Annotated in this window: 18 protein-coding genes and 3 tRNA genes; 10 read left to right on the top strand and 11 right to left on the bottom strand. The window is 59.9% G+C overall.

The genetic code is table 11. The features are described 5' to 3' along the window. Positions 1-280: 280 nt before the first annotated feature. Complete coding sequence (gene ettA / locus AAEQ75_RS12360; protein ID WP_343349074.1) at positions 281-1,948, top strand: energy-dependent translational throttle protein EttA; 1,668 nt, start codon at positions 281-283, stop codon at positions 1,946-1,948. Between the two features lie 132 nt (positions 1,949-2,080). Here ettA and AAEQ75_RS12365 read toward each other — a convergent pair whose 3' ends face one another. Further along, a complete protein-coding gene (locus tag AAEQ75_RS12365) occupies positions 2,081-2,413 on the bottom strand; it encodes a PilZ domain-containing protein (protein ID WP_343349076.1) in 333 nt (110 codons plus the stop codon). A gap of 9 nt (positions 2,414-2,422) precedes the next feature. Further along, on the bottom strand, positions 2,423-4,747 hold the full coding sequence (locus tag AAEQ75_RS12370) for a DUF1631 domain-containing protein (RefSeq protein WP_343349078.1): 2,325 nt from the start codon (positions 4,745-4,747) through the stop codon (positions 2,423-2,425). Positions 4,748-4,953: 206 nt separating this feature from the next. Between AAEQ75_RS12370 and AAEQ75_RS12375 the strand changes: the two genes are divergently transcribed. The 3 genes from AAEQ75_RS12375 (at position 4,954) to AAEQ75_RS12385 (ending at position 5,196) form a co-directional block, all read left to right on the top strand. After that, positions 4,954-5,029, top strand: a tRNA-Asn gene (locus tag AAEQ75_RS12375). Between the two features lie 9 nt (positions 5,030-5,038). Further along, a tRNA-Pro gene (locus AAEQ75_RS12380) sits at positions 5,039-5,115 on the top strand. A 5-nt stretch (positions 5,116-5,120) separates the two neighbouring features. After that, positions 5,121-5,196, top strand: a tRNA-Lys gene (locus AAEQ75_RS12385). A gap of 291 nt (positions 5,197-5,487) precedes the next feature. Here AAEQ75_RS12385 and AAEQ75_RS12390 read toward each other — a convergent pair. From AAEQ75_RS12390 to AAEQ75_RS12405, 4 genes are all read right to left on the bottom strand, one after another. After that, positions 5,488-6,789 (bottom strand): NAD(P)/FAD-dependent oxidoreductase, encoded by a 1,302-nt coding sequence (locus tag AAEQ75_RS12390; RefSeq protein WP_343349080.1) that lies wholly within the window; start codon positions 6,787-6,789, stop codon positions 5,488-5,490. Between the two features lie 63 nt (positions 6,790-6,852). Next, entirely contained in the window at positions 6,853-7,026 is a 174-nt protein-coding gene (locus tag AAEQ75_RS12395; RefSeq protein ID WP_343349082.1) for a DUF3094 family protein, read from the bottom strand. A 160-nt stretch (positions 7,027-7,186) separates the two neighbouring features. Beyond that, positions 7,187-7,741 carry an MOSC domain-containing protein gene (locus AAEQ75_RS12400; protein ID WP_343349084.1) on the bottom strand — a complete coding sequence of 185 codons (555 nt, stop codon included), beginning with the start codon at positions 7,739-7,741 and terminating at the stop codon, positions 7,187-7,189. After that, positions 7,738-8,367, bottom strand: coding sequence for a DUF1780 domain-containing protein (locus AAEQ75_RS12405; protein ID WP_125880112.1), 630 nt, complete (start codon positions 8,365-8,367; stop codon positions 7,738-7,740). The genes AAEQ75_RS12400 and AAEQ75_RS12405 overlap by 4 nt, the downstream gene beginning before the upstream one ends. Positions 8,368-8,564: 197 nt before the next feature. On the opposite strand from AAEQ75_RS12405, the gene AAEQ75_RS12410 reads away from it, so the two are divergent. Together AAEQ75_RS12410 and AAEQ75_RS12415 are read left to right on the top strand one after the other, a co-directional pair. Continuing rightward, the gene (locus AAEQ75_RS12410) at positions 8,565-9,254 is read left to right on the top strand and encodes an energy-coupling factor ABC transporter permease (RefSeq protein ID WP_343349088.1); all 690 of its coding nucleotides are present in this window, start codon (positions 8,565-8,567) and stop codon (positions 9,252-9,254) included. 106 nt (positions 9,255-9,360) lie between these two features. Beyond that, positions 9,361-9,576 (top strand): hypothetical protein, encoded by a 216-nt coding sequence (locus AAEQ75_RS12415; RefSeq protein ID WP_343349090.1) that lies wholly within the window; start codon positions 9,361-9,363, stop codon positions 9,574-9,576. 47 nt (positions 9,577-9,623) lie between these two features. Here the strand turns inward: AAEQ75_RS12415 and yacG are convergent, their stop codons facing one another. The 5 genes from yacG to pilB form a co-directional block, all read right to left on the bottom strand. Next, positions 9,624-9,818, bottom strand: a complete 195-nt coding sequence (gene yacG / locus AAEQ75_RS12420; RefSeq protein WP_256835435.1) for a DNA gyrase inhibitor YacG — start codon at positions 9,816-9,818, stop codon at positions 9,624-9,626. Next, positions 9,815-10,423: a dephospho-CoA kinase gene (gene coaE / locus AAEQ75_RS12425; protein WP_343349093.1), complete on the bottom strand. Its 609-nt coding sequence runs from the start codon at positions 10,421-10,423 to the stop codon at positions 9,815-9,817. Before coaE ends, yacG begins: the two co-directional genes overlap by 4 nt. 177 nt (positions 10,424-10,600) lie before the next feature. Beyond that, complete coding sequence (locus AAEQ75_RS12430) at positions 10,601-11,467, bottom strand: prepilin peptidase (RefSeq protein ID WP_343349095.1); 867 nt, start codon at positions 11,465-11,467, stop codon at positions 10,601-10,603. Positions 11,468-11,470: 3 nt separating this feature from the next. Next, entirely contained in the window at positions 11,471-12,691 is a 1,221-nt protein-coding gene (locus tag AAEQ75_RS12435) for a type II secretion system F family protein (RefSeq protein ID WP_343349097.1), read from the bottom strand. 3 nt (positions 12,692-12,694) lie between these two features. Further along, a complete protein-coding gene (gene pilB / locus AAEQ75_RS12440) occupies positions 12,695-14,395 on the bottom strand; it encodes a type IV-A pilus assembly ATPase PilB (RefSeq protein ID WP_343349099.1) in 1,701 nt (566 codons plus the stop codon). A gap of 231 nt (positions 14,396-14,626) precedes the next feature. On the opposite strand from pilB, the gene AAEQ75_RS12445 reads away from it, so the two are divergent. The 4 genes from AAEQ75_RS12445 to AAEQ75_RS12460 all read left to right on the top strand — a co-directional run bounded on the left by AAEQ75_RS12445 (position 14,627) and on the right by AAEQ75_RS12460 (position 16,392). Beyond that, entirely contained in the window at positions 14,627-14,812 is a 186-nt protein-coding gene (locus AAEQ75_RS12445) for a prepilin-type N-terminal cleavage/methylation domain-containing protein (RefSeq protein WP_343349101.1), read from the top strand. Positions 14,813-14,823: 11 nt separating this feature from the next. Then, entirely contained in the window at positions 14,824-15,267 is a 444-nt protein-coding gene (locus AAEQ75_RS12450) for a hypothetical protein (RefSeq protein WP_343349103.1), read from the top strand. Positions 15,268-15,368: 101 nt separating this feature from the next. Continuing rightward, positions 15,369-15,524 (top strand): prepilin-type N-terminal cleavage/methylation domain-containing protein, encoded by a 156-nt coding sequence (locus AAEQ75_RS12455; protein ID WP_343349105.1) that lies wholly within the window; start codon positions 15,369-15,371, stop codon positions 15,522-15,524. Between the two features lie 61 nt (positions 15,525-15,585). Then, entirely contained in the window at positions 15,586-16,392 is an 807-nt protein-coding gene (locus tag AAEQ75_RS12460) for a hypothetical protein (protein WP_343349106.1), read from the top strand. Positions 16,393-16,394: the final 2 nt, after the last annotated feature.

Raw genomic sequence — 16,394 nt, forward strand, 5'->3', positions numbered from 1 at the left:
TTGCTCTGCCACGTACATTACGGTAGCTTTGCGCCGCGCGCGTGAACTGTCCGCGCGGTACTTGGCGTTCGCTCCGGCAGGGGCTATGGTCTCTGCCAACGCCCCGCTGCAGGCTTGATGAAGCTGCCTGCAGCCGCTAACGCGGCGGCCAGGCCGACAGGCGCCAGAGGTTTGCCGCCTGGTAGACTGCGGGCGTTGCCGGTGTCGTCACTCGCAATGTCCTCGCAGTGTCTGCAAGGCCCGCCATTTTCAGCCCTTATTCTCACCAGTCAGGTTCTCCATGGCTCAGTACGTCTACAGCATGCATCGGGTCAGCAAGGTCGTCCCGCCGAAGCGTGAAATTCTCAAGGACATCTCCCTGTCTTTCTTCCCAGGCGCCAAGATCGGCGTGCTGGGCCTCAACGGTGCCGGTAAGTCGACCTTGCTGCGTATCATGGCCGGCGTCGATACCGAGATCGATGGCGAAGCCCGCCCGATGCCCGGCATCAAGGTCGGCTACCTGCCGCAGGAGCCGCAACTCGACCCGAGCAAGACCGTGCGTGACATCGTCGAAGAGGCCGTAGGCGAGATCAAGCAGGCCCAGGCGCGCCTCGACGAGGTGTATGCCGCCTACGCCGAACCGGATGCCGATTTCGACGCGTTGGCCGCCGAGCAGGCCAAGCTCGAAGCCATCCTGCAGGCCTCCGACGGCCACAACCTGGAGCGCCAGCTGGAAGTCGCCGCCGACGCCCTGCGCCTGCCGCCATGGGATGCCAAGATCGAACACCTATCCGGTGGCGAAAAGCGCCGTGTGGCGCTGTGCCGCCTGCTGCTGTCGGCGCCCGACATGCTGCTGCTGGACGAACCGACCAACCACCTGGATGCCGATTCGGTGGCCTGGTTGGAGCGCTTCCTGCACGATTTCCCCGGCACCGTGGTGGCCATTACCCACGACCGTTACTTCCTCGACAACGTTGCCGGCTGGATTCTCGAACTCGACCGCGGCCACGGCATCCCCTACGAGGGCAACTACTCCGGCTGGCTGGAATCCAAGGCCAACCGCCTGGCCCAGGAAGCCAAGGCTGAGGCATCGCACGCCAAGGCGATGAAGGCCGAACTGGAGTGGGTACGCCAGGGTGCCAAGGCACGCCAGTCCAAGTCCAAGGCACGTCTGCAGCGCTTCGAGGAAATGCAGTCGCAGGAATTCCAGAAGCGCAGCGAGACCAACGAGATCTACATCCCGGCAGGCCCGCGTCTGGGCGACAAGGTCATCGATTTCCACAACGTGTCGAAGTCTTTCGGCGACCGCGTGCTGATCGATGACCTGTCCTTCAGCATTCCGAAAGGCGCCATCGTCGGCGTGATCGGCGGTAACGGCGCCGGTAAGTCGACCCTGCTGCGCATGATCACCGGCAAGGAGCAGCCGGACTCCGGCACCATCGAGATCGGTGAAACCGTACAGATCGCCAGCGTCGAGCAGAGCCGCGAGGCGCTCGACGGCAACAAGACCGTGTGGGAGCAGATTTCCGACGGCTTTGACATGATCAAGGTGGGCAACTATGAAGTGCCGTCGCGCGGTTACGTCGGTCGTTTCAACTTCAAGGGCGCCGACCAGCAGAAGTTCGTCAAGGACCTCTCCGGTGGTGAGCGGGGTCGTCTGCATATGGCGTTGACCCTCAAGCAGGGCGGTAACGTGCTGCTGCTCGACGAACCGTCCAACGACCTCGATGTGGAAACCCTGCGTGCGCTGGAAGAGGCGCTGCTGGACTTCCCGGGCGCCGCGGTAGTGATTTCCCACGATCGCTGGTTCCTCGACCGTATTGCCACGCACATCCTCTCCTACGAGGACGACGGCAAGGTCAATTTCTTCGAAGGCAACTACACCGAGTTCGAAGCCGACCGCAAGAAACGCCTGGGCGATGCCGCCGCGCAGCCGCATCGTGTGCGTTACAAGAAGCTGGCGCAGTAAGTTCGCCAGATGAAAAAACGGAGCCTTCGAGCTCCGTTTTTCGTTGTGACGGGGGCTGGCTGGCTCTGTCTCGTAGGGTGCGCTGTGCGCACCGATTGCGGGGGCATGGTGCGCACGGCGCACCCTATCTCCTCAGAGCTTAGCCAGTAGGCTTTCCAGCGCTTTGGCCTGGTTCTCGGCCAGGTCGATGATATGAAAGCCGGCCCAGCAATGCTGGCCGTCAGCGCCGGGGCGGCTCCACAGGCAATCGGCGCCCAGATGTACTTCCTGTACCGCATCGCTACCTGTGGTGCACACCAGGCGGCATTCCAGCACCGCATCAGCGGTGTGGGGGGTGTCGCTGAACAGCATGAAGCCATCGGCAGACAGGTCGACGATGCGGCCCAGGCGCTGCCCGCTGTTCAGGTCGAAGACCTCCAGCTGCATCTCGGTGCCATGGCGGCTGTGTTGACGACGCTCTTCCATGGAAATTCCTCAGCGGGGTTCGGCCGTGCGCCCAGTGAAGCGCTGCAGCACACGGTAGATGGCAGTCAGCGCGCGATCGACCAGCGGCGTCGCGCGTTCGGGTGTCACGATACGGGCCAGGCCCTTTTCCATCTCACTGGCCAGCAGGGTTAGCGGCTTGATCGCCACGCGCTGGCCACTGTGGTCGACGAACATGTAGTTGTGCGTGGTCGGGCTGAACCAGGAAAGCTTGAGTATGCGGCTCTTGCTGTCATCGACGAACTCGAACCAGGTGCCGAACTCGACGTTGGCCAGCTCCTTGGCCAGGGCTTGTGCGCGCGCCGATAGCTTGCTGCGCGAAGGTGCCTGGCGAGCCAGATCGGCATCCTCGCCGAGCATTGCGCCCAAGGGGCTTTCTGGCAGGGTGGGTTTGAGCTGTGCGGCCAACTGTGGTTGTTTGGCTTGCACCGCATGCTGGCAGGCCACCAGGTCCTGCAGCAGGCGACGGATGCCGTCTTCGTGATAGCCGCCGAGCAATTCCAGGCCCTTGCGCAGGTCGCTGAGCATCGGCACGCGCTGCTCCTGCAATTGCAACGCCTCGGCCTCGTTCAGCGGCGTGCCGCTCCAGGCCAGCTGCTCGGCCACTTCGCAGGAGCGCTTCCATTCCGAGCTCTGCTCGCCATGGCGCAGCAGGACGAAAACCAGTACATCGGCCCAGGTCAGCTCGAGGAAGTTGCGGATGATTGTCGGTAGATTGCGCTGCCCGATGCATCGCTGAATCACCTCGAGTGCCTGCTCGCGAGCCCCCAGTAGGCGATCACGGCCCTTGGCTGCCTCGACTGCGCGGCGTTCGCGCAGCTCGACCTTGTGGCGCAGGGTTTCGACGTATTCGTTGAATTCCTCGATCAGGTTGTCGAACAGCCCCAGATCACCGCTGAAACCGTGAATCACCCGTTCGACCACCCACTGCATCTTGGCCAGCAGGCCGCGTTCGTCGCCCTCGTTGCCATACAGCACGCCGGCTTGGGCCATGGTGTTGAGCAGGCGCCGCGCCGGATGGTGGTGCTGGGTGAACAGCGCCTTGTCCTGCAGCGCGATTTTCAGATAGGGCGTATGCAGGTGCGACAGCGCTGTCTTGCAGGCGTCCGGCAGGTTCTCGTCATCGAGGATGAAGTCGAACAGCATGCCAACCAGGTCGATCACGTCGGCTTCCTGATCGGACACCTTGCTATCGCCGGGCAGGCTGCTGTGTGATTCCAGCTGCTGCTGCAGGTCGGCCTTGAGGCCTTCAACGGCCTGCGGCTGATGCAGGCGCTGGGCCAGTTCGTGGGCTGACTGCTGTTGCATGCGGTTGAGCGCAGCGAGCAACTCGCTGGCGCTGTAGGTGCGGCTGGCCTCACGCGGAGAGAAGCTGATGATACTCCGTGTGCCACCCAGTAGTGGGGCGTCAGGGTGGTTCTGGCGGTGCTCGCCAAGCAGGCTGGACAAGCCGCTGAACAACGCGCCCGGCTCGCTGGGCGGTGGTGCGCTGAGGTCCAGGTCGAGCAGTGCCGGCTCTACGGGCGCAGGGCTTTTCCCCGGTCTGCCTGGTGTTTGTTGTTGGGGCGCCTGGGCTTCTTTCGGCGGGGCGTCGGGGCGGCTGACGCTTTGAGTGATCTGCGCGCTGTACTTGAGGTTGGGCAGCACGCCGGCATCGATCAGGCGCTGGTTGAGTGCGCCATAGAGTGAATCGAGGCTTTGCATCACATGGCGATCGAAGAGCATGTAGAGGATGGTCTTGATCTGCAGCGGGAAGGGGCAGGGCGCCAGCGCATCGCGAAACGCCTGGGCAATGGCCTGTGGGCCGAAGGGGTTGCTGTCCTCGCCGAGCTTCTGACCGTTGTTGAGCAGCGCCAGGCGCTGCTCCAGGGCAAATAGTGGCTGGGTGCAGCGTGCCTTGACCCGGCTGACCATATTGGTGACCTGCAGGGTTTCTTCGTAATCCTCGTTCTGCACCAGGGCCAATTGTTCGGGGTCGAGTGAGGCCGGTGTCTGATCCTGCAACTTGCCGTCGAGAAAATCGGAGAAATTGTTGGCGATGGCCTGGTGGTAGCTGCGTTCGATCTGCGGGCACTGGCGGCGTATCTCGCGCATGTTGTCGAAGAACAGCGTCTGCACCTTGTTGTTCTCGGCCTTTTCGGCGCATTCGAACAGGGTGTCATCGACCTGGCCGAATACACCACTCAGATGCTCCGCCAGGCGATTCATCACCAGCTTGCGGCAGGCTTGTACCAGATCGCTGAAGCGCGGCTGTATACCGCGGCTGGCGAGGCTGACCACCTTGGGATGAATGGGGGGCTTGTCCTGGTTGCTCATGGACTGTCCTGGCTGGCGTCTTCGGCTGGCGCGTCCTGCGTCGTGCCACAGTTCGATGAAACATATAGTAGTCCATGGCTTGCCTGCAAAGCATTGTCGTAAAAGCAGTTTGCAGGGGTTGACAGGGAAATTTTGCTACGTAAAATGGCGCGCCTCTGAAGCGGTAAAGCGAAAGCCAAAGCGCAGAAGAGCTGGAAGACCGAAGTTCCGCGATAGCTCAGTCGGTAGAGCAAATGACTGTTAATCATTGGGTCCCTGGTTCGAGTCCAGGTCGCGGAGCCAACTTCCTATCGGGGTATAGCGCAGTCCGGTAGCGCGCTTGCTTTGGGAGCAAGATGTCGGGAGTTCGAATCCCCCTACCCCGACCATTTTTGGGTCGTTAGCTCAGTTGGTAGAGCAGTTGGCTTTTAACCAATTGGTCGTAGGTTCGAATCCTACACGACCCACCACTACAACGAACAAGCCCGCCTAGTGCGGGCTTGTTCGTTTCTGCGCCTCACGTGCGTCTGGGCCGTCTCGCATTGTCCCGGCCCACCCTACAAGACTGGAATCGCGCTGCGTGCTTGTCTCCCCTCTCCCGCTTGCGGGAGAGGGGCCGGGGGAGAGGGGTATCGGAAGGCCTTGGGCAGCTGATGCGAACAGCCTTTCGTAGGAGCCCCGCCTCGGGGCGAAGCTTTTCCAGCCGCGCCGCCCAGGTTCGCGGCGGGTCGCCGCTCCTACAGTTACCTATTGGGTCGCTTCTAGTGCAGCTTCAGGCGTGGCTCGGTGCTGCGTCCGATGCGGTCGCTGAGCATCAGCAGCAGGGTACGTGGTACGCCATACAGGGCCATCTGGTGCATGCGGTAGAGCGACACGTAGAACACTCGCGCCAGCCAGCCTTCGAGCATCACGCTGCCGGTCAGGTTGCCCATCAGGTTGCCGACCGCAGAGAAGCTCGACAGCGAGATCAGCGAGCCGTAGTCGCGATAGCGATATTCCGGCAGCGCCTGGCCACTGATCTTCAAGCGCAGCGACTTGGCCAGCAGCGATGCCTGCTGGTGCGCCGCCTGGGCGCGCGGTGGCACGTTGCGCCCTTCGTTACCCGGCTGCGGGCAGGCAGCGCAATCGCCGAAGGCGAACACGTCGTCATCGAGCGTCGTTTGTAGAGTCGGACGCACCTGCAACTGATTGATACGGTTGCTCTCCAGGCCGTCGAGATCCTTGAGGAAGCCGGGGGCGCGAATGCCGGCCGCCCAGACTTTCAGGCTGGCTGGGATGAAGTTGCCGTCGGCGGTTTTCAGGCCATCGGCAGTCACTTCGCTGACAGCCGCGCCGGTCAGTACGGTGACGCCGAGCTTCTCCAGGGTCTGATGCACCGGCCGCGCGATGCGCTCGGGCAGGGCTGGCAGTACACGCGGCCCGGCCTCGATCAGGGTGATACGCATGTCTTCGGGGCGAATGCGATTGAGGCCATAGGCAGCCAGCTGTTTGGCGGCGTGGTGCAGTTCTGCAGCCAGCTCGACACCAGTGGCACCGGCACCGACGATAGCGATATCGATTTTCGAGCCGTCTTCGCTCTCGCTGGCATGCGCGCGCAGGTAGTGGCTGAGCATGCGCCGGTGGAAGCGCTCGGCCTGCGCCCGCGTGTCGAGGAAGATGCAGTGTTCGGCAGCGCCGGCGGTGCCGAAATCGTTGGTGGTGCTGCCGACGGCGATCACCAGGCTGTCATAGCTGATGCGGCGCTCAGGCATCAGCACCTGGCCGTCATCATCCAGCGTCGGTGCCAGAGTGATGCTCTTGCTTGCACGATCGAGGCCGGACATGCGGCCGAGCTGAAACTCGAAATGGTTCCACTTGGCCTGGGCCACGTAGTTTAGTTCGTCCTCCGAGGAGTTCAGCGAGCCGGCGGCCACTTCGTGCAGCAGGGGTTTCCAGATGTGGGTAAGGTTGGCGTCGACCAGAATGATCCGGGCAGCGCCACTCTTGCCCAGTTTTCTACCCAGACGGGTGGCCAGCTCCAAACCGCCGGCGCCGCCGCCGACAATCACGATGCGATAGGACATGGATATTGCTCACAAGGCTTTGAAAAATGCGGTGTGAGTGCGAGAGGGCGAGCGCAAGGCAGCTCATAGCACCAGTCGACTCAGAAGGCGGCTCAGCAGGCCCAGGCCAATGGTCGCCACCAGGACCACCGCCAGCAGCCGCCAAACGCGAAACGGTTGACGTTCGACCTGATGCTGCGGTGCGCTCAGGTATTGGTCGACTTTCTGTTGGTCTTCGGGGCTCAGGCGACTGGTCATGGGGGCCTCTGCTTGAATGCGGCTATCTTAGCAGGCTGTTGAAAAACTATCTGCGTTGCCACTGCTGCGTTAAAAACAGGCTCAAAATGCTCATTTACAGCTCGTAAACTCCGCTTTTTCGCCTTTTTTTGCCTTGCATTGGCTGCCTCGCCTACGTTTTTCAACGGCCTGCTAGGCGTGCCCGCCAGCCTTGGCGAGCGTCGTTGTCCTGCGGGTCAGATATCGTTTCGAGGGGTTCCACGCTCACGGCGTCCTCCAGGCGGATGATGCCGCCCTCGATCACGCGAGCGGTGATACCGCCATGGCCACGCATGGCCTGGAAGGTGCCGCGCCCGAGACGCTCCTCCAGGCGGGCGCAGGGTTGGCACCAGCCGGTGGTCTCCAGCAGTGCCTGGCCGATGCGAAAACGCCGACCCTTGAGGCTGAACAGATTGATGCCGGCAACTGCGATATTGCGGCGTAGCTCGCTGGGTAGCATGGGCGCTTCGCGGCCGAGCAGGGCGGCAACCACGGCCAGGTGCTCCCACTGAATCAGCGTGACCTGCCGCGCATTGCGTGGCCCGGGGCGGCTGTGATCACCTGTCAGGCCGGCGTCGCGTCGGGCTTCCACGGCGTCGACTTCGAGCATCGCCTCGCGCGCCTTGGGGCGAACCCCTATCCAGCGTACCTGGCCGACCTGCGGCACCTCAGCGAGCAATTCCTGCAAGGGGCTCATAGGCCGATCCCGATGTCGAACAGTAGGCTGCGCCCGAGGTTGTGCCGTAGAAAATCCGGCGCATCCGGGTGAGCGAACAGCACGCGGGCGAAGCGCGGGCCAACCAGCGACAGCGAGCGCCAGCCCTGGCGCAGATATTCGGTGGGCGGCGGGAAGTGGCTGTTGCAGTCGAGCACAGCGCGCTTGAGACTGACGAAGGCGACCAGATCGAGTTCGCCGAGGTCGATGCCACGCTCGCGATAGTTATGCGCCTTCTTGCGTAAGGTCGGCGCCAGACGCGCCTGCATCTCGCTGGCTGCAATGCGTTTGGGGCGCGCTTCGCGCCTGACCAGTTGGCTGAGGGAAAAGGCGCTGCGGCGACGTTCCAGCTCGGCGCGCCATTCGTCATTGAGGCGCCGACCTTCATCGAGCACGAAGAACACTTCGAAATTGGCATCGCGAAACAGCACGTCCGGTGGCTCCTGGCCACTGGGTGTAAAGTCGTCGCTGTGATGGCGTACGTTCAAGGCCTGCAGCAGGCGCTGACAAACCCAGCGCTCACGCTCCCATTTCTTCGCGTTGGAGAGGAAGGCATTGGCCTGTTCGGCCTGGTGCGTGAGTAAGCGCAGGTAATCTGAATCGTCCATGACCAAAGCTTAGCCGTAGCGCTTACCCGCATGCCAGTGCTGCAACTTCAGTCGTTCCAGTGAGCGTGGAAATCCAGCAGGGTTTCGTTGGCTGTTGTCGATCAATGGCAGGGCAACTGCTCTGCCGGCAAAATCAAATCCGAGTACCGGTGTAGACTGCCGGGCATGGCGATGAATGAAGGAGAGGGTGTGCGCGCATGATCGCTTCCAACCTGCTGGCGTTCTCCACCTTGTTGGTCGGCTGGCTGGTCTGCGGGCTAGCTCTGCTCTGGGCGGTGGCGCGGGCGCCCTGGGTCGAACTGTTCAGTGATCTACGCCGCCAGCATCTGCTGTTCGGCACCATGCTCGCGCTGTTCCTGCTTTGGCTGGTGCGCCGCGATTTCGACTCCGGGCTTTCCTATCACTTCATCGGCATGACCGCCGTGACCCTGCTACTCGACTGGCCACTTGCCGTGCTGGCGGGCCTGGCGGCGCAGCTTGGCCTGCTGGCTATCGGCCGTATGGATCTGGCCTCGCTCGGCATCAACGGCGTGTTGTTGGTGCTGATCCCTATTCTGATCACCGAGCTGTGCGCGTTACGTGTGGAGCGCGCGCAGCCGCGCAACCTGTTCGTCTACATCTTCTTCTGTGGGTTCTTCCCGGCGGCATTGGCGACCCTGATGACCTTGCTCGGCGGTCTCGCGCTGTTGTGGATGGACGGGCTGTTCCCCATGCCGCCCTGGCTGGACGACTTTGCCGGCTACCTGTGGCTGGTGGCGTTCCCCGAAGCCTTCATCAACGGCACCATCGTCACCGCGCTGGTGGTGTTCTACCCGGACTGGCTGGAAACCTTCAACCGCAGCCGTTACCTGCAGGCGCCCTGGAAGGAGAGCGATCGCGGCGAGTGAATGACGCCGTATTGGCCGATTGAATGGCGGCGAGCGGATTGATCCCCGTCAATATCCGAAACAGGCCTGCCGCCATGCTGTGAGAAACACCTCCGAGGGACTCGATATGAGTGTTCACAGCTGGGCAAGAAACGTTGTTCAGGACGATTTGCATGACGCCGAAGTGCATGGTCATGAGCCTATCGTGGCATTGCGTGCGCTGCTGTCGGAGGTCGTACAGCGGAGCAGGGCGCTGCGTGATCCCCAGGAGCTGGCGCATGAACTGCAGTTTCTCGCCAACAACCTCGACGATGACCGCGACTACGCCTTTATGCGCCCCTGATGTGCGCAAGACGCTACTGTAGGAGCGGCTTCAGCCGCGATTGCTTGTCAATGTGGCCGCGTCGGCAGATCGCCGCTGAACATCTCGTCTTCCAGGTCATTGCCGGGAATCGCATGCTCCTCAGCGGCCCAGGCGCCCAGGTCGATCAGCTTGCAGCGTTCACAGCAGAACGGACGATAGATGCTCTCGGTTTTCCACTCGACGGGCGCACCGCAGGTGGGACATTGAACGATCGTGGTCATGGTTGGCCTCCGCGCAGGGTCAGATAGAAGTTGTGCAGGCGCTCGACCTCCGCGTCCAGCCAAACCCTGTCTCGATCATTGACCAGTACGTCGTGGGCATGGCGCAGGCGCTCTTCGCGGCTGGCCTGAGCCTGCATGATGGCGCGAACCTGTTCTTCCGAACTCTGGTCGCGTGCGATGGTGCGCTGTACCTGCAACTCGGCCGGCGTGTCGACGACCAATATGCGTTGGGTCATCTGCCGCTGGCCGGACTCGACCAGTAGTGGCGACACCAGAATGGCATAGGACGATTCTGCGCGCGCCAGCACCTGAACGATCTCCTGACCGATCAGCGGGTGCAACAGTCCTTCCAGCCAGCGGCGCTGCTCGGGTGCGGCAAATATCAGCTTACGCAGCGCGGCGCGGTCCAGCTCGCCATTGGCTTGCAGTACGCCCTCGCCGAAATGCTCGACGATCCTGGTCAGCGCCGGACGACCCGGTTCGACCACCCAGCGCGCCGCATGATCGGCGTCCACCACGTGCACGCCGCGCTCGATAAAGCCTTGCGCCACCGCGCTCTTGCCGCTACCAATGCCGCCAGTCAGGCCGAGTATCCAGGGTTTCATAACGCCAATGTGGCCTCTTTACTGCTCAAGGCCGCGATTGTAGGGGGGATTGCCCGATGATGCGAACCGCGTGTGTCGCGATCCGTCATCCCCGCGAAGGCGGGGACCCAGCCTGTGGAGCCAGTATAACTCCTGGGCTCCCGCCTTCGCGGGAGTGACGAGTGTCGCTGGGTTAGCTCAAAAACCGGCGAACTTCAGATAACTGCCGGTAATCACATCACCCCACAGCAGGGCGATCCACCCGGCAATCGCCAGATAAGGGCCAAAGGGAATCGGCGTGCCGGAATCGCTGCCGCGCATGCGCAGCATGATGACCCCGAGCACCGCCCCGACCAGCGACGACAGCAGAATGGTCAGCGGCAGAATCTGCCAGCCACCCCAGGCGCCGAGCATCGCCAGCAGCTTGAAATCACCGTAACCCATGCCTTCCTTGCCGGTGATCAGCTTGAACAGCCAGTACACCGACCACAGGCTGAGATAACCGGCAATCGCCCCCCACAGTGCATCTTCCAGGCTGGTGAAAAGCCCGAAGTAATTGACGATCAAGCCCAGCCACAGCAGAGGCAGCACCAGCACGTCGGGCAGAATCTGGTGATCAGCATCGATCAGGCTCATCGCCAGCAGCCCCCAGGCCAGCACCAGCATCGCCCCGGCCTGCCAGGTGAAACCGAAATGCCAGGCGACGTAAGCGGAAAGCAGCCCGCAGGTCAGTTCGACAATGGGGTAACGCTTGCTGATCGGGGTCTTGCAGTTCGAACACTTGCCGCGCAGAAACAGATAGCTGATGACTGGGATGTTCTCCCAGGGCTTTATCTCATGGCCACAATCAGGGCACGAAGAGTTGGGTAGAACAAGATTGAAGGTTCCTGTGGGAGGGGCTGATGGCAACTCCAGTATCTCCCGGGCTTGGGCTTGCCAATCGCGCTGCAGCATCAGCGGTAGGCGATAAACCACGACATTGAGGAAGCTGCCGATCAGTAGACCGAAAATCGCACAGACAAAAACAAAGGCCGACAGATTGTCGGCCAGAAATTCGAACACCATTGCTTAGCCGACCACCGAGCCGAGTTGGAAGATTGGGAGATACATGGCGATGATCAGGCCGCCGACCAATACCCCAAGCACGGACATGATCAGTGGCTCCATCAGCGTGGTGAGGTTATCAACCGCGTTGTCCACTTCTTCTTCATAGTAACTGGCGGTTTTATCCAGCATTTCATCCAGAGAACCGGCCTCTTCACCGATGGCGGTCATCTGTACGGCCATGGTTGGGAAAATGCCGGTGTTGCGCATGGAGAAGTTGAGCTGCGTGCCTGATGAAACATCGTTCTTGATTCGGTTGACCGCATTGCGAAACACCACGTTGCCGGTCGCGCCCGCCACAGAGTCCAGCGCGTCAACCAGTGGTACGCCAGCAGCAAACGTGGTTGCCAGGGTTCGAGCAAAGCGCGCGACTACAGCCTTGTACAGAATGGGGCCAACGATGGGGGCTTTGAGCAGCGCTCGGTCTAGCGAGTCGCGGAACTTCTCCGAGCGTTTGTATGCCTGGCCGAAGCTGTAGATCGAGATAAAGATCGCGAACAGTACCAGGAACCACCACTCCTGCAGCCATCTGGAAAGGTTGACCACCACCATCGTAAAGGCAGGGAGCTGTGCGCCAAAGCCTTCGAATACGCTCTCGAACTGCGGTACGACCTTGATCAACAGAATCGCCGTGACGATCACTGCCACCACGACTACCGCAATAGGGTAGGTCATGGCCTTCTTGATCTTGGCTTTCAGCGCTTCGGTTTTTTCCTTATAGGTGGCGACCCTGTCGAGCAAGGTTTCCAGGGCACCGGACTGTTCGCCGGAGTCGACCAGGTTGCAGTACAAGTCATCGAAATACATCGGCTTTTTACGTAGCGAGGTGGCGAAGCTATTGCCCGCAGCTACTTCCTGCTTGATCTCGTCGATCAGCTTGCGCATGTTCGGGTTGTCGAAGCCTTCGGCGATGATGTCGAACGACTGCAGCAGTGGCACGCCAGCTTTCATCATGGTGGCCATCTGGCGGGTGAACAAGGCGATATCCATCGGCTTGATCTTCTTGCCCGCGCTGAAAAGGGAAACTGCCTTTTTACGCACCTTGAGCGGGTTGATGCCCTGCTTGCGCAGTTGGGCCTTGACCAGTGCGGGAGATTGGCCGGAGATCTCTCCTTTGATCTTGCCGCCTTTTCTGTCGGTACCTTCCCAGGCGAATACGCTGGTTTTCAGTGCTTTTTCCGCCATGGATTAGTCCTTGGTCACACGGTTGACTTCTTCCAGGCTGGTGATGCCCTGCATCGCCTTGAACAGCCCGGAAGTTCGGAGGTCATTGAAGCCGTCGGCTTTCGCCTGCGCGGCGATTTCGATGGAGTTGCCTTCCTCCATGATAATGCGTTGCAGGGAGGGCGTGATTTTAACTACTTCATAAATCCCCACCCTTCCTTTATAGCCGCCTTTGCAATTGTCACAGCCATTGGGGGCGAACAGCTTGAAGCTGCCAATCTTGCTTTCAGGGAAGCCTTCTTTAAGCAAGGCCTCGCGCGGCAGTGTTACTTCCTTCTTGCAACTGCAAAGTTTACGCGCCAGGCGCTGGGCGATGATCAGGTTCACCGAGGTGGCGATGTTGAATGCCGGCACGCCCATGTTGCGCAGGCGGGTCAGGGTTTCCGCGGCGCTGTTGGTGTGCAGGGTGGACATCACCATATGCCCGGTCTGCGCGGCCTTGATGGCGATTTCGGCCGTTTCCAGGTCGCGAATCTCACCGACCATGATCACATCCGGGTCCTGGCGCAGGAAGGCGCGCAGGGCCTGGGCGAAATCCATGCCGTGTTTCGGGTTGACGTTGACCTGATTGATGCCTTCCAGGTTGATTTCCACCGGGTCTTCCGCGGTGGAAATATTGATGTCCGTGGTGTTGAGAATATTCAGGCCGGTATAAAGCGATACCGTCTTGCCCGAGCCGGTTGGGCCGGTCACCAGAATCATGCCTTGCGGCTGCTTCAGAGCTGTCATGTACAGCTCTTTCTGTTCTTCTTCATAGCCCAGCGCATCGATGCCCATCTGCGCGCTGGTGGGGTCGAGAATCCGCATCACGATCTTCTCGCCCCAGAGGGTGGGCAGGGTGTTGACGCGAAAGTCGATGGCTTTGGTTTTGGAGACCTTCATCTTGATCCGGCCGTCCTGCGGCTTGCGCCGCTCGGAGATATCCAGTTGCGCCATGACCTTGAGGCGAGCGGAAAGTCGGCTGGCCAGCTGGATGGGCGGGCGGGCTACTTCATGCAGCATGCCGTCGGTACGAAAGCGGACGCGGTAGGCTTTTTCGTAGGGCTCGAAGTGCAGGTCGGACGAGCCACCCTTGATGGCGTCCAGCAGCATCTTGTTGATGAAGCGCACCACTGGCGCATCGTCAGAGTCGTTACCGGCGCCAGCATCGTCCGCTTCGTCACTGACGGCTTCGACATCAAGCCCGTCCAGATCGACGTCGGCCAGCTCTTCCATACCGCTGGTGCCGGCGTCGAAGAACTTGTCCAGGGCGTCGCCCAGCTTGTCGTCCTCCACCAGCAGGGCGTCGGTGCTCAGCCCGGTGCTGAACTGCACGTCGGTGATGGCCTGGTGGTTGGTGGGGTCGGAGAGGGCGATAAACAGCTTGTTGCCGCGGCGGTACAGCGGCAGCACGCGGTGCTGGCGGCACAGCTTCTCGCTGATCAACTCGCGCGGCTGGCTGTCCTTGTCGATGGCCGCCAGGTCGAAGTAGGGCACGCCGAACTGCTCGGAGGCGATCTCGGCCAGGGCGCGGCTGGTGGCCAGCTTGTTCTGCACCAGGTAGGACACCAGGGGGATCCTGTTGCGCAGCGCCTGGGCAAAGGCCTGGCTGGCGGCGCGCTCGTCGAGCAGGTTGGCATTGACCAGTTGGCGGGCGAGGCCGGTCAGTTGGGCGGTGTCGCTCATGATAAGGCTGCTTGGTCGGTGAAGTGATGCTGCCTATATAGCCCATATTCGCCGATGGCCCAAGCTTGGTTATTAAGGGTGACAAAAAGCGTCATATCCTGCCGGTGCGTGTTTGTGGTGGATATGCCGTTGCGGGTGCTTGCCGCTGATTAGGCGGGGTTTGGGGTTTTGGCACGTCGTCTGCATTGAACGGTTCAGGTCGCTGACCTTAACCACAATAGGAGTTCGTCCATGAAGTCTCTGAAGAAGCAAAAGGGTTTTACCCTGATCGAGCTGATGATCGTAGTCGCCATCATCGGTATTCTGGCTGCTATCGCCATTCCGCAGTTCAATGAATATCGCGCCAAGTCCAACGATACCGTCTCTAATGCGGATACTAAAAATACTCTGACCGTTATGGCTGCTGCTCAGCTCTAAGGAGAAATTAAATGAAAAAGTTTTTTGCTGGCGCCCTGGTTGTGTCTGGTTTTTTTGTGGGCTCTGCCTTTGCGGCCGAAACTATCGTATCTGGCAACACTGTTGGTGCGGGTGAGTGCGAGCTTCTGGCGGAGCCAGTAGTTGTGACGCTTTCTAATAATGTGCATGGTGCATATAATTGTACTCGTAATAATAATTCAATTACTGTTGCTACTTGTCATTTTGCTGGTAGTCGCAAGGTTGGGCCGGAGCGTTGTGCGGTTATTGGGGTTAACAAGGATGGTGATCCTGTTTACAATGACAATAGTTGCTCTGGTACCGGGCCAGAAGATGTTTTTAATGTGACTAACAAGGGTAAGGCGTATGTGGGGTCTACCACGGGTGGTAGTATCGCAGCGTCGAGTCTTGATGATTTTTGTAGCGATGAAACAGTGACTGCAGTTTTGCCAGAGTAAATCGGTTTTATCGCGAGCCTCGGTCTGGGCTCGCGATAAATTTAACTTATGCTTGTGTGCTGTTAGGCTGCATTGGTATGAAGTGTGAGCGCGGATTTACTTTGATCGAATTGATGGTGGTTGTTGCTATTATTGCGATCTTGTCGGCCATTGCCTTGCCGCAATTCAATGAATATCGTGCGCAAAGCTCGGACTCTACCGCAAAAGCCGATGCGAGGAATGCGATCGCGGTTTTTGCTGTGCATATGTTGCGTTAGTTATAGGGCGTACTAGAATATAGGCGTCGTTGCTGGCGTATCCCCTTTTGACAGGAAAATCATGTCCTGGTCCTCTCTTCTCATTCCTTGCCGTTTGGCGTTTCGTGCACGCTATGCTTGGCTGGTCATTGGTTGCGTTGTTGCTTTACTTATGGCCGCGTCCCTTTCGGCGTTGTTCAGTGGGCGTCAGCCGTCTACTGTGGCGCTAGATGTTGGTATATCTGTTATGCGGTTGTCCTTGCCTCTGCTTTTGATCCTTTTAATGCAGGAGTTGGTTTCTCGCGAGTTTGATCGGCGTTATTTTCTGAGTTCACTGAGCTATCCGGTTTCTAGGCTCAGTTTTCTGTTGGAGCGATTCTTTGCAGTCGTCGGCATGGTGTTGGTTGCGCAGTTTTTGATGGCAGTGTCACTGGCGGTGCTAGTTGTCCTTGTTGGTAAGGGGTATGTGCAAAGTAGTCCGGTCAACCTCGGGCTTCCTTATGTTGTAACAATGGGTTTTATGTCTCTGGATCTTCTGGTGCTTTGTGCCGTTGCCTTGCTGCTTGCTGTTGTTGCCTCGACGCCGAGTTTTGTGCTGGTGGGTACATTTGGCTTTATGCTGATAGCACGCTCCTATTCGGCAATTATCGAGCTGTTACTGCGTGAAACCTATGTAGTGGACAATCCGGATGGCTATCGTGCCGGCCTCGGAATGCTGGGCTATCTCTTGCCCGATTTGGGTAGGTTGGATGTGCGTATGGTCGCTTTGTATGGGTACTGGGATTTTATACCCGGCGACTGGTGTGTGTTGCTGGTGAGTAGCCTGATTTACATATGTGTGCTGCTTTGCTTGTCTGTCTGGTTGTTGGAAAGGAAGCTGTTTTCTTGAAC

Origin of the sequence: Pseudomonas sediminis (assembly GCF_039555755.1) — a bacterium.
GTDB classification, from domain to species: domain Bacteria; phylum Pseudomonadota; class Gammaproteobacteria; order Pseudomonadales; family Pseudomonadaceae; genus Aquipseudomonas; species Aquipseudomonas mendocina_D.